The 12873-nt window shown below is 47.1% G+C and carries 11 protein-coding genes; 9 read left to right on the top strand and 2 right to left on the bottom strand.

Annotation, left to right across the window (positions count from 1 at the left end):
- Positions 1–29: 29 nt before the first annotated feature.
- On the bottom strand, positions 30–473 hold the full coding sequence (gene tsaA, locus IT393_05555) for a tRNA (N6-threonylcarbamoyladenosine(37)-N6)-methyltransferase TrmO (protein MCC7202118.1): 444 nt from the start codon (positions 471–473) through the stop codon (positions 30–32).
- A 139-nt stretch (positions 474–612) separates the two neighbouring features.
- Between tsaA and IT393_05550 the strand changes: the two genes are divergently transcribed.
- Entirely contained in the window at positions 613–1050 is a 438-nt protein-coding gene (locus IT393_05550; protein MCC7202117.1) for a hypothetical protein, read from the top strand.
- A gap of 21 nt (positions 1051–1071) precedes the next feature.
- On the opposite strand, the gene IT393_05545 is transcribed toward IT393_05550, so the two are convergent.
- The gene (locus IT393_05545; protein ID MCC7202116.1) at positions 1072–1755 is read right to left on the bottom strand and encodes a hypothetical protein; all 684 of its coding nucleotides are present in this window, start codon (positions 1753–1755) and stop codon (positions 1072–1074) included.
- Between the two features lie 140 nt (positions 1756–1895).
- Here IT393_05545 and IT393_05540 point away from each other — a divergent pair, with 140 nt between their 5' ends.
- From IT393_05540 to smc, 8 genes are all read left to right on the top strand, one after another.
- Positions 1896–4253, top strand: a complete 2358-nt coding sequence (locus IT393_05540) for a DEAD/DEAH box helicase family protein (protein ID MCC7202115.1) — start codon at positions 1896–1898, stop codon at positions 4251–4253.
- A 172-nt stretch (positions 4254–4425) separates the two neighbouring features.
- A complete protein-coding gene (locus IT393_05535; protein ID MCC7202114.1) occupies positions 4426–5640 on the top strand; it encodes a restriction endonuclease subunit S in 1215 nt (404 codons plus the stop codon).
- A gap of 90 nt (positions 5641–5730) precedes the next feature.
- Complete coding sequence (locus tag IT393_05530; protein MCC7202113.1) at positions 5731–6099, top strand: endonuclease domain-containing protein; 369 nt, start codon at positions 5731–5733, stop codon at positions 6097–6099.
- Positions 6100–6107: 8 nt separating this feature from the next.
- Entirely contained in the window at positions 6108–7868 is a 1761-nt protein-coding gene (locus tag IT393_05525; GenBank protein ID MCC7202112.1) for an N-6 DNA methylase, read from the top strand.
- A 130-nt stretch (positions 7869–7998) separates the two neighbouring features.
- Complete coding sequence (locus IT393_05520; GenBank protein ID MCC7202111.1) at positions 7999–8316, top strand: nucleotidyltransferase domain-containing protein; 318 nt, start codon at positions 7999–8001, stop codon at positions 8314–8316.
- On the top strand, positions 8313–8717 hold the full coding sequence (locus tag IT393_05515; protein MCC7202110.1) for a HEPN domain-containing protein: 405 nt from the start codon (positions 8313–8315) through the stop codon (positions 8715–8717). Before IT393_05520 ends, IT393_05515 begins: the two co-directional genes overlap by 4 nt.
- Entirely contained in the window at positions 8704–9099 is a 396-nt protein-coding gene (locus IT393_05510; protein MCC7202109.1) for a PaaI family thioesterase, read from the top strand. The genes IT393_05515 and IT393_05510 overlap by 14 nt, the downstream gene beginning before the upstream one ends.
- Positions 9100–9199: 100 nt before the next feature.
- Positions 9200–12859 carry a chromosome segregation protein SMC gene (smc, locus tag IT393_05505; GenBank protein ID MCC7202108.1) on the top strand — a complete coding sequence of 1220 codons (3660 nt, stop codon included), beginning with the start codon at positions 9200–9202 and terminating at the stop codon, positions 12857–12859.
- The last annotated feature ends 14 nt before the right edge of the window (positions 12860–12873 follow it).

Below are 12873 nucleotides of genomic sequence, written 5' to 3'. Positions count from 1 at the left end.
CACTTTTTTCTAATTTATGACATTGCTGTTTACTGTTCACCAATCCAACCCGTTCCAGCTTCCGGACGGCAATCGAAATGCCGCAGATAAGGTTTGATGTCCAGTACTGGTGTACCGTCTACTACATCCACTCCACGGATGTTTAATTTGGTCCCACGACGTGAAAGGAGTTCTACGGTCAGAACACCGATGGCATTGGGCCGGTGCGGGGAACGGGTAGCAAACACCCCGCGTTCCTTTGATTGTCCCGGCGGCATAACCCGAAGAGGTTTGTCTATGCTGAGATGGAATGCCACGATCACCAGCAGGTGAGAAAAACCTTCTATGTCGAGGAGACCCTCCACATAGGCCGGATCAAGCTCGATTACGCCTTCAGCCACCGGCGGTTTTCCCATCGCCTTCGGGATAGATTCCGCAGTCGTGTATGGGGTCCGCAGATGGCCGATCGGCGTGTATGAAAAAACATTCTTCATCTCATGGCTTCCTTCAAGGGCTGTTTGATAAGGCGAGGTTAGCACAAGGAGCGATTCTCCGCAACATCGATTGAATCCCACGACCGTTTATTGTATCATCCACACATATACTTAAACTTCATTACAAGGAGCACTACCAATGGAGATCAGATTTACAAAAGAACAATATGAAGATCTGGTAAAGTTAGTCTATTTGGGGACCTGGATGGTCAATGCCTTTCGCACGGATGATCGTGTCAAGAAATTTGATGAGTTGGAGCAATATATTCTTTCTTATTTCAAAGAGTTTGGCCTTAAACAAAGCATCATCTATGATAATGACCTGAAAGAATACTTTGTTGCCAAAGAACTGGAAGAAGGAGAATTAGATCAGTATATAGACGATTACAATAATGATAATTTCTGGGATGAATTGATTTATCGTCTGGCGCGGCGTGATCTTATTAGAGAATATGGAGAAGACAAAGTAACAAAAATGACCTGGCAGGAGCGTTTAGAAAAAGAGGCCCCTTTCATTGAAAAATATGAGGAAGAGTTTGAGGAACATGGCATAGAAAGAATAGAAGCCCAGGGTTAAAAATAGAGGCTTAATCTTATGCTATTCCGCATATCCCTTCTTAGTATTACGGATGCTTGCAGGAATCCAAGGTTCACGAAAAATCCCCTTCCAATCATACTGCCAGGTAGGGAGAAGAGTCACTGCAGTTTCGGCACGAAAGAGGGCCCAATACTTTATAATAAGTTCTTCTAAGAAATCGATACATTTGTTCAGGTCATTATATGTTGGAACTGTCTTGGGATCTTTTTTGCTATAGTGTGCTACGCGTTCATTGGCATAGTCTTTTAATCTGGATGTTATAGCGGCAATATCGCCTATATCTTTTTCAACTTTCCTTCGGTCTACATGGGTGTTTCCGACACCTGCAAATCTATCAAAGTGACAATTGGCAACTCCTTTCCTGATTTCTGGATCACTATATAGAGTTACATACCTTTCCCTGGAAAGAACCTCCGGTTTTTTCTTAATTTCAGAAAGTAATCGGTAAAGAGAGATAACGTCTGTTCTGTTATCTGCTTGTCGCCTGACACCAATAGAGGCAGCGGCGGCAAACACGCTTCCCAGCCATGTGTAAAAAGAACTGGATTTCTGAATTCGAGGGTTTGCCCGAATTATCTTTTGCACCTCCCAGAAAATATAACGCCGGATAACCAATTCCTGAATATCGGTATAGATGATCCCCAGCCACTCATTCCATTGCTTAAATATTTCATCATGTGTCATGTTTTTAGTGTTAATCCCATTCCATTTGAAATGGAAACAAAATATTATTTTTTATACAGTATTCCGAATAGGCATGCAACTTATATCCCTAAGTTCAGATTGAATCCAACCTCTGTTTATTGTATTATCCACCCATGTCCTTGAACGAAGCGGATACTCGTGCCAAGTTGATTGACCCTGCCATTCATACCCGTGGATGGACAGAGGACCACATCAAGCGGGAGGTCAGTGCAGGGACGATTGAGATTATCGAGGGCAAGGCACAGCGCAGGGCCAAAGGGAGGGTTGATTATACCCTTCGTATCAGGGTAAATGCAGACAGTCAGCCGGTAGCATTGGCCCTCATTGAGGCTAAGGCTGAAAGGCTTCCGCCGGGTCATGGCCTTGAGCAGGCCAAGGCTTATGCCATCTGTAAGCGGATCAATGTCCCCTTTGTCTTTTCCTCCAATGGTCACCAATTTGTCGAGTACGACTTCTTTACGGGTATGACCAGTGCTCCCCGTTCCATGTCGGAGTTTCCATCTCCTGATGACCTGCGTGTCCGTTATGAGAATGGGAAAGGGTTCCGCCTCGATTCTCCTGCCGCCATGGCGCTCCTGACGCCTTATACCGGCGGCGAGGGTGCACGGAGATATTATCAGGATGCCGCGATCCGGGCCCTCCTCGAAAAGATGGCACGGTGCGAGCTATCCGGTGAACTGAAACGGGCACTGCTCTCCCTTGCCACAGGGGCGGGAAAGACCTTTATCGCCGTCGACCTCCTCAAAAAGATCGCGGACGCCGGCAATATGCGGCGAGCCCTCTTTGTCTGTGACCGCGAGGAACTCCGCACCCAGGGACTCGGCGCTATGCAGAGACTCTTTGGGTCGGATGCCGCTGCCGCGGCTGGTAATGATCCTGTCAAAAATGCGAGGGTGGTTGTGGCAACCTATCAGACCCTCGATGTGGATTCAGACGAAGCCGATGCGAACTTCCTCATTCAGCACTATCCTGAAAACTACTTCAGCCATATCATCATAGACGAGTGTCACCGCTCGGCATGGGGAAAGTGGTCTCAGGTCCTTACACGGAATCCTGAGGCGGTTCAGATAGGCCTGACTGCGACACCGAGAAGATTCCCTACTGCAGATACGGATGAAGGCGCGAGAGACGAGCAGATTACGGCAGACAACGTGAGACATTTCGGCGAGCCAGTGTATGAGTACGACATGGCCCAGGCCATTGAAGATGGATACCTGGCGGCCTGCGAGATATATAAAGGGCGGGTGAATCTCGATGACACCGGGGTCAGTTTGGAAGAAATCATCGCCCGCAAACCCAAAGATGCCGTAACCGGAGAGGCTGTGGGTGCAGGGGATATCCGTCACCTGTATGAGAAATATCTGTTTGAAGACAAGCTCCTTCTTCCTGACCGTGTCCTTGTGATGTGTCAGGACCTTTTCAAATACCTCCTTGAGACCGGAGGCCCTGAACAAAAGACGATTATCTTCTGCGCCCGCGACCGTCATGCAGACGATGTGGCGGCCACCATGAACAACCTCTATACTGAATGGTGTAAGGAGAACGGGAGGCCACGACTTGAGCCCTATGCCTTCAAGTGTACAGCAGCATCCGGAGGAAGTGATTATCTCCCTGATCTCAGAGGCGCGATGCGGCATCACTTCATTGCCACGACAGTGGATCTACTGACTACCGGCGTTGATGTCCCCTGTGTACGCAACATCGTCTTTTTCAAATACGTGAAGTCCCCTATAGCCTTTTACCAGATGGTCGGCAGGGGGACACGGATTGATCTCCCATCCGGCAAACTCATGTTCCGGGTCTATGACTATACAGACGCCACCCGCCTCTTTGGAGAGGAGTTTATCACTAAACAATCTAAAAGCAGTCGTGGCAGCGAAGGTGGTGGAGGCGACGAAGGAGAACCTGAGCACTCTATTGTAGTAGAAGGGTTTGATGTAAGGATTACCCCTGCCGGGCGTTATATTGTTACAGATGTTGACGGAAAGGCCATGCCGGTTACTGTGGAAGAGTATAAAAACCGTATGGCTGAGAGGCTCATTCATGAGGCCCCGACGATTGACATATTCCGCAAAGACTGGATTACTCCTGCCGTTCGCCAGCCGCTCATTGACCGGCTTGTTTCGTCCGGTTATTCACCGAATGTCCTCCGCATCGTTGAGGCCATGGAGGACTATGACCTCTATGATGTCCTTGCAGATGCGGCTTACGGCATGGCGCCGAGGACCCGTAAGGGACGGGCAGAGGCCTTCACCTACAAGCATGAAGAGTGGCTGAGGGAGATGCCTCCGGTCACGGCAGATGTCATCAAGGCAATTGCAGCCCAATTTACGCGTGGCGGGACGGAAGGCCTTGAGAATCAGCAGATATTTAAAACACCAGCGGTTATGCGGGCAGGAGGACTTGAGGCTTTGAGAGCTCTTGGAAATCCTGCAAACGTGCTGAGGGAGACAAAAGAGAGGATCTTTTCAGCATGAAATATTATTCCCTCCCCTTAATCCCCTCCCACGAGGGGAGGGGAGATGCGAAGCAAAGCAAAAGGCTGTTGCTATTCCCCCTCCCGCAAGGGGAGACTGGTTCGAGCAGCTAAACTTCCCCCTCCCTTGACGGGAGGGGGCCCGGGGGAGGGTGAGCTATGGAGATTTTCGGATGAACTTGAATAATGTGGCAAAACTACCTGACGGCTGGCGATGGGTGAGGCTGGGGGAGGTGTGTGAGGAAAAGACAGGCACTAAGGATCCTCGATTGCAACCTAAAGATACGTTTCGCTATGTTGATATATCGAGTGTTGGTAATAATCAAAAGCGTATTCTTGGTACCAGTATTTTGCTTGGGAAGGATGCACCAAGTCGGGCGAGGCAGGTCATTAAGGCGGGGGATGTAATCGTCTCAACAACTCGACCAAATCTGAATGCAGTTGCATTAGTGCCCCATGAACTTGACAATCAAATATGCAGTACAGGTTTTTGCGTGCTGCGACCCAAGAAAGAATTAGAACGTAACTTTCTGTTTGCCTACGTATGTTCTCCTAATTTTGTGAAAAATCTTTCTGATCTTGTCAAGGGCGCTCTATATCCAGCAGTAACCGACAAGCAAGTAAAAGCTCAAGTAATCCCTCTTCCCCCGCTCCCTGAACAAAAGCGCATTGCCGCAATCCTCAATGAGCAGATGGCAGCGGTTGAGAAGGCGCGGGTTGCAGCAGAGGCGCAGGTTGAAGCAGCCAAGACTTTACCAGGCGCATATCTGAGGAAGGTTTTTGAGAAAGAAAAAGCGAAGAAATGGCCAAAGAAAAGATGTCAAGAAATAATAGAAGTAAGGGATGGGACACATGATACACCCAAATATGTAGACAAAGGTATTCCTCTTGTTACATCAAAAAATCTTAAATCGTCCGGATTAGATTTTTCGAATGTTCAATATATATCCCAAGAAGATCATGAACAAATAAAAAGACGTTCAAAAGTGGATGTTGGTGATATCCTTTTTGCAATGATAGGGACAATTGGTAACCCGGTGATTGTAAACACAGATAGAGAATTTTCTATAAAAAATGTGGGATTATTCAAAATAAATAAGAGCCCTATCAACAGAGATTTTCTTTTCTTCTTATTGCAATCTTCCATTGTGACAAGGCAATTAGACAAATCATTACAGGGTGGCATCCAAAAATTTGCTTCTCTCAATGTGCTTCGCAATCTAATAATTCCCTTTCCTCCCCTTGCTGAACAAAAAAGCATTGCACTTATTCTTTACAATCAGATTACAGGAACAGATAGACTGAGAAAATCCATAGAAGATCAGCTTGAAACCATAAAATCCCTGCCTCCAGCGCTCCTGCGCCAGGCATTCAGTGGAGAGTTGTGATATTGTGCAGGTGTAAAGGGGTTCAATTTTAATTCCCTCCCCCTTGATGGGGGAGGGCAGGGTGGGGGTGTTCAGAAGTTGAGCAATGATATGACCAGTATAGCTAAGATTCTTAGAAAGAAGTCGACCGACACAGAAAATCTGTTATGGAGGCATTTGAGAGCAAAGCAGATGGAAGGACTGAAATTCAGAAGGCAAGAGGCAATTGGTAAATATATTGTAGATTTTGCCTGTTATGAAAAGCGGATTGTTATTGAAGTTGACGGTGGACAGCATTCAATGATGGAAAACGAGGATAATACAAGGGACCAATGGCTTAAAGATGAAGGATTTAAGGTTTTAAGATTCTGGAATAATGAAGTATTAACAAATATCGAAGGGATATTAGAAGTAATAAGGGGAACCTGTTTAGATCACCCTCCCCTCGCCCCTCCCATCAAGGGAGGGGGAAAAGGATGAGAAGTTAGATGCCCGAAAATAACAATTCCCGTAAATTATCTACCCCACAATCGGTTAACTCCGCCATCAAATCCATCTGCGACATCATGCGGCGGTCGAACTGTGCTGGGGCGATGCAGTATGTTCCTGAGCTGACGTGGATACTGTTCCTCCGCATCCTTGATGAGACCGAGGTTCGGGAGGCGGATGAGCACGAGGCGCTTGGCATAGAGTTTAAGCCCTCCTTATCCGCACCCTACCGCTGGCAGGACTGGGCGGCCCCTTTTGATAAAGAAATCACAGTTTCGCAAAATGGCCACAAGCAGGGGTGGAAACGGAAGGAGCTTACCGATGGGCCGATGGGGGATTACTTCAGGTTTGTCAATCAGGAGCTGATCCCTCATCTGAGAGGATTGGAGAGCATGCCGAATGCCTTTCCCCGCCAGAAGGTCATCAGCGAGATCATGTCCGGCATTGAAAGGGTCCGGATTGATACGGAGCGTAACCTCCTTGACGTGCTCGACAAGGTGCATGATGTCAGTGTCCATACGATAGACCCCACCCACATATTCAGTCTCTCCCAGGTGTATGAAGGGCTTCTCCTGAAGATGGGAGAAAAGAATAATGACGGCGGTCAGTTCTTCACACCCCGTGAGATCATCAGGGCCATGGTTAAGACGATCAATCCGGTTGTAGGTGAGACTGTCTATGATCCGGGTTGCGGAACCGGAGGGTTTCTGGCACAGAGTTATGAATACATGAAAGATGCGCTTGGTGCAGATACGACCGCTGATCAATTGGAGACCCTGAAACACAGGACATTCTATGGCCGCGAAAAGGAGAACCTCATCTATCCGATTGCCCTTGCCAATCTGATCCTTCACGGCATAGACCAGCCCAACATCTGGCATGGCAATACCCTGACGAATGAGAAGACCTATGACGGTCTCTTCCTCGATGCCCCTCCTCAATATGATGTCGTGCTCATGAATCCCCCTTTCGGTGGCAAAGAGGGAAAGTCGGCACAGACTAATTTCGCATATAAGACAGGCGCCACTCAAGTCCTCTTTTTACAGCATGTGATGGATTCTCTGAAGCCGGGAGGCCGCTGTGGGATCGTTTTGGATGAAGGGGTATTGTTCAGGACGAATGAGACCGCCTTTGTCCAGACCAAGAGGAAACTTCTTGAGGAGTTTGACCTCTGGTGTATCATCAGCCTTCCCGCAGGTGTCTTTACCACCGCAGGCGCCGGTGTGAAGACAAACCTCCTCTTCTTTACCAGGGGAAAGCACACGGAAAAGATATGGTACTATGACCTTTCAGACATAAAGGTCGGGAAGAAAACCCCTTTTACGATGGACAGGTTTGCTGAGTTCTTTAAGCTCTTGCCAGCCAGGGGAGATAGCGAACGAAGCTGGACTATAGATTTCACAGCAAGAAAACATAAGGCAATGGAGGAGGCCGGGCCTTTTAAGGCCGCAGCCCGTGAGAAGGAACAGCAGGCTGCCCAATGGAAAGAGCGCCTGAGTGAGCTGAAAAAGACTACTTCATCTGACAAGGCGGCTATTATGGAAGTCGAGCAAAAGGTCACGAAACTGATAAAAGAGGCTCGTGAGCAGTCGGCCAAGGCGGAAGAAATCGAAGACGCCGTCTATGACCTCAAGGCCGTGAATCCCCACGCAAAAGGAGAAGAGGACACAAGGAGACCTGAAGAATTATTGGACTTGATCGAGGTCAAGGAAAAGGAGATCGTAGGGGCATTATCAGCTCTGCGGAAACTGAATGTGTAGTCCAATAGAACAAGACAAGAAAAGAGTGGTGCAGAACAAAAAAGAACAAGAAAGTTAAAATTGCCATCATTTAATGTAACGATTATAATAAAATATTTGTAACACGTACAACAAGTACGAGGAGATGAAGATGTATGATGTGAGGCAAATTGTATCTGAATTGAGAAAACAATTGGAAGCGCTTTATGGCAATAGACTTGCACATGTAATCCTCTTTGGTTCTCATGCCAGGGGCGATGCCGATCCTGATTCAGATATAGATGTGCTTGTCGTGTTACGGGGAATGGTTAATCCTGGAGAAGAAATACAGAGAACCGGCGAAATAGTTACAGGGTTGTCATTGGAGAATGATACTGTTATAAGTTGCGTCTTTATGGATGAGAACCGTTTTCTTCACAGAAATGGCCCCCTTTTAAGGAATATTCGCAAGGAAGGAATCGCAGCATGACTGAAGAGCAATCAGGACTCCTCTTGAAATCACGCGAAAGCATCTCGGCTGCAAAACTGCTCGTAACTGGCGGATATCCAGAGTTTGCTGTGGTGCGTGCATACTATGCAATGTTCTATATTGCAGAGGCCTTCCTTGAAGGTGAGTCCTTATCTTTTTCCAAACATTCTGCGGTTATCGCTGCTTTTGGTCGCGAGTTTGCTCACACAGGTAAAGTGCCGGTCGAGTTTCACAGATTTCTTATGGAAGCACAAGAAATGAGGCACACTTGTGATTATGATGTAGAATGTGGAGTGACATTAGAACAGGCTAAAGAACAGATCAAGCGTGCAGAAGATTTCTTAACATTAGCCGAAAGTCTCATAGGCCCAACTCCTCCAGCAACTAATGAACCTCACTGACAACAACAGATGCTTTGGCTGCGGAAAGGAAAATCCCCTTGGCCTTAAGATCGCCTTTACCCTGGACAGGGAAAAGAAGGCGATATCTGGTGAGTTTACTCCCTGCCCTGAGCATCAGGGTTATCAGGGTATAACCCATGGCGGGATAATAGCTACGCTGCTTGATGAGGCAATGGGCAGGCTCCTGTTTGAGCTTGGGATCTATGCTGTGACTGCATGGATGGAGGTTCGCTACAAGTCTCCCCTGTCAACGGGGGAAAGAGTCTTTGTGTCAGCAAACATTATCAAAGAAAGAAATAATTTCTTCGAGGCAATTGCAGAGGTCGTTGACAGCAACGGTACCTGTATCGCAACCGCGACCGGGAAGCTTATAAGGGCATAAGTTTCGTCTACTCTATATTGTAGCAATCAGAACCTGTCTACCCTTGTCATAGTATTTTTCCCTTTACTTTCCAATTTGGGTATGGTATAAGAATTGTCACATGCGTCTGAAGAAATTAGAAATCTTCGGCTTTAAGACCTTCCCCGAAAAGACCACTATCCATTTCCAGCCAGGGATAACGTGTATCGTTGGACCAAATGGCTGCGGAAAGAGCAATGTCGTTGATTCCATCCTCTGGGTTATGGGCGAGCAGAGTACCAAAACCCTCAGGGGGGACAAGATGGAAGATGTCATATTCTTCGGAAGTGAGTCCCGAAAGACCATTGGTCTGGCAGAGGTCACCCTCACAATAGGGGATATAAGGGGCGAACTCCCTTCCCAGTACTCCGAATATTCTGAAATAGAGATTACCAGAAGGCTCTTCCGCTCTGGTGAGAGCGAATATCTTATCAATAAGGTCCATTGCAGGTTAAAGGACATCAGGGATATTCTCATTGATGCAGGCATAGGGTTCAAAGGACATACCGTAATAGAACAGGGGAGGGTAGAGAAGATCCTTACCTCTACCCCTGAAGACCGGAGGGCCATCATTGAAGATACCGCCGGAATAATGAAGTACAAGTTCAGAAAGACCGAAGCCCTCAGAAAATTAGAATCAACTCAGCATAACCTGCTGCGGGTGCGGGACATCATCTCAGAGGTTAAGAGACAGATAAACTCTCTCGACAGACAGGTCAGAAAGGCTAAAGACTATCAGGAACTTGCCGGCAGCATAAGGGAGCGTGACGTAGCCCTTACAGTTGCAAAATATATTGATCTTGATGGCAGCCTTAAGGATATGAATAGCCGGGAGGAATCGCTGAGGAATGAGGAGATGCAGGCACTGTCTGAGTTCACCAGGATTGAGGCAGATGGAGAAGAGACGCGTACAGCTATTATAGAAGAGGACAAGAACCTTGCTTCCATGAAACAGTTCCTCCACGAGATGGAAAAAGAGATCGGAGGAAAAGAAAACAGGCTGCTGCTCATTGACAATCAGATGACTCACCAAAATAGCGAGATAGAACGTATATCATCTGAGATAGCGAGACTGAAGGAAGATATTTCGTCACTTTCCACATCTCTTGACTCATATAATATGGAAAAGGTCATTGTTGATGACTTCCTCTCAAAAGGGGAAGATTCCATCAATGAAGTTGAGGGAAGATATGAGGCTGCAAGCAGGGAGTTTCATAGCCTGCAGGAAACGATTGAAAATGCCCGTAAAACCCTCTTTGGCATTGTAACGAGGATAACAGAGGCAAGAAACCGGGAGGTCTCTCTTCAATCAAGGGCCTCTGAGCTGGCACGACTAAAGGAACGCATCGTCTCAGAGAGGAACAACAGCCTGGGTGCAATATCAGATGTCAGAACCAGGATATCTTCAACTGATGATATAAGAAACTCCACCAGGAGTATACTGGATGAAAAGCAACGTAATCTTGAATCCCTGTCAGACAAGTCTGCTTCTCTGGATGATGCAATTTATGAGTTGACAGATCGCCTTAATGCAAAGAAGGAACTTCTTCACAGGAGTGAGGCACGCTATCACTCCCTTGAGGAAATGGAGAAAAACCTTGTGGGGTATCAGGAAGGGGTCCGGTCACTTTTCCTTTCCAAGGCAAAAAATGAGATTAATGCTGAAGGGGTCCGCGGGATAGTTGCCGATTTCTTTGAAGTAACAGGGACTGAGGGTTTCTCTGCGGAAAAGGTAATTGAAACCGTCCTCGGTGACCGCCTTCAGAATATTGTGGTAACTGATCACGGGGAAACGAAAAAGGCTATAGAATTTTTAAAGACAAAGAGCGCCGGACGCTCTTCATTTATTCCTGTGAAGCCCCGGATAAATGGGGACAACGCCCATTTATTGAAGGAAAAATTGGGCGCTATACCCATTTCTAACGCTGTAATCGGCCCGGCGCTGAATTTTGTAACCTGCAAAGATGAGTACAGGTCGCTTGCCGAATATCTCCTCTCTGATGTCATAATTGTAGATAACCTTGATACTGCCTTGTCGTTATGGAATGATGACAAGACAGGCTATACATTTGCAACCCTGGATGGCGAGATTGTTGAACCGGGCGGACGTATTGCCGGCGGTGTATCAACCGGAAAATCGCAGGGACTGATTGAGAAGAGAAAAGAACTTAAGAACCTCAAGGGCGATGTGGTTAAACTTGGTCAGGAAGTATCCTCGCTTGAGGGTGAGCTTGAACGGACAAAAGATGAGAGTGCCCTGGTAAATGATCAGATCGAAGAAATCAATAGCCAGACACGTCAGACTGAGCTGTCGCTGGTAAATACAGAGAAGGACCTTGAGGCACTGCGGGATGAAGAAGAAAGGCGGAAGCTCCAGATTGAGACCCTATCCGCAGAGGAAAGGGAGATAGATTCTGAGGTGGCTGTCTTAAATGAAGAATTAAGGAAACATGAAGGTGACATCCATGCCCTGGTGGCGGAACAACTTTCGATAGAACAGCATATCCAGGAACTCATAGAGACACAGAGGCTCGGCCGCGAAAGGTGGGAGGAGGCACAGCGGGAAGTTACGCTAAAGAAACTGGAACTTGCAACACAGAAAGAGAAACGGGAGTCTTTGTCCATACGTATAAAAGAGATTGAATTGCGCATCCAGGAGGCAAGCGGGCTTATAGATATTAAGGAAGGTGAAATCCTGAAGATAAGAGGTCGCATTGAGGAGTATCTTGTTGAAAAAACCGGCGTAGAATCAGCTATTAAGGAGCAGTGGCTTAAAAAAGAGGCCCTCTGTGCAGACGTCACCGGCAAGGAGCAGGAGAGAAACAGCAGAGAGGAAAGGCTTAAGACTCTGGAAGAGGCTATAAAGGACAGGCGGCGGAAGATTGAAGGATTGAAGGGCTCCCTAAATCAGATAGAACTGCAAAAGACTGAGTTGAGATTGCAGATAGGGCACCTGAAGGATTCACTTTACACTGCCTACCAGGTCGAACTGGAAGGGGAGATCGGGAACCCTGCTCATAAGGAATTACTGAATAACGTAACTATGGAAACACTGTCTGCTGAGGTCGCAGCGCTGAAGGAGAAACTAAACAGGATGGGGCCCGTTAACCTCGCATCCATTGAAGAATATCAGGAATTAAATCAGCGTTATGAATTCATGACCACACAGGAGGCTGACCTAACCCAGGCATGTGAAACCCTGCACTCGACCATCTCGAAAATCAACAAGACCACAAAAGAGATGTTCATTAATACTTTCAATATTATTAATGAGAAATTCCAGCAGATGTTTCAGATGTTCTTCCAGGGAGGGACCTCGAGGCTTGCACTTACCGATGAAAACAATGTCCTTGAATCAGGCATCGAGATTATTGCCCAGCCCCCTGGAAAGAGGGTAAGCCAATTAGCACTCCTTTCCGGTGGTGAAAAGGCCCTTACAGCCATGTCACTGCTTTTTGCAACATTCCTTGCCCGTCCGACCCCATTCTGTGTTCTTGATGAAATTGATGCACCACTCGATGAGACAAACACGGAGCGCTATATTAGAACCCTTCGTGAAATGATGGGCTTCTCACAGTTTGTGGTCATTACACACAACAAACGCACCATGGAAGGCTCTGACATGCTCTATGGAGTAACAATGGAAGAACCGGGCGTCTCAAAACTAATCTCTGTACACCTGGCAAAACGGGAAAAACAAGAAGAATATCAATCCGAAATGGCGTTACAGCCTGTAGGATAGAAAAACAGGGTAAA

This window comes from Nitrospirota bacterium (genome assembly GCA_020851375.1).
GTDB lineage: Bacteria > Nitrospirota > 9FT-COMBO-42-15 > HDB-SIOI813 > HDB-SIOI813 > RBG-16-43-11.
This window is presented reverse-complemented; position numbering and strand designations above follow the sequence as displayed.

Coding starts and splice junctions, on each gene's coding strand:
- tsaA (MCC7202118.1), bottom strand. CDS start 473: ATGAAGAATGTTTTTTCATACACGCCGATCGGCCATCTGCGGACCCCA.
- IT393_05550 (MCC7202117.1), top strand. CDS start 613: ATGGAGATCAGATTTACAAAAGAACAATATGAAGATCTGGTAAAGTTA.
- IT393_05545 (MCC7202116.1), bottom strand. CDS start 1,755: ATGACACATGATGAAATATTTAAGCAATGGAATGAGTGGCTGGGGATC.
- IT393_05535 (MCC7202114.1), top strand. CDS start 4,426: ATGAACTTGAATAATGTGGCAAAACTACCTGACGGCTGGCGATGGGTG.
- IT393_05530 (MCC7202113.1), top strand. CDS start 5,731: ATGACCAGTATAGCTAAGATTCTTAGAAAGAAGTCGACCGACACAGAA.
- IT393_05525 (MCC7202112.1), top strand. CDS start 6,108: ATGCCCGAAAATAACAATTCCCGTAAATTATCTACCCCACAATCGGTT.
- IT393_05520 (MCC7202111.1), top strand. CDS start 7,999: ATGTATGATGTGAGGCAAATTGTATCTGAATTGAGAAAACAATTGGAA.
- IT393_05515 (MCC7202110.1), top strand. CDS start 8,313: ATGACTGAAGAGCAATCAGGACTCCTCTTGAAATCACGCGAAAGCATC.
- IT393_05510 (MCC7202109.1), top strand. CDS start 8,704: ATGAACCTCACTGACAACAACAGATGCTTTGGCTGCGGAAAGGAAAAT.
- smc (MCC7202108.1), top strand. CDS start 9,200: ATGCGTCTGAAGAAATTAGAAATCTTCGGCTTTAAGACCTTCCCCGAA.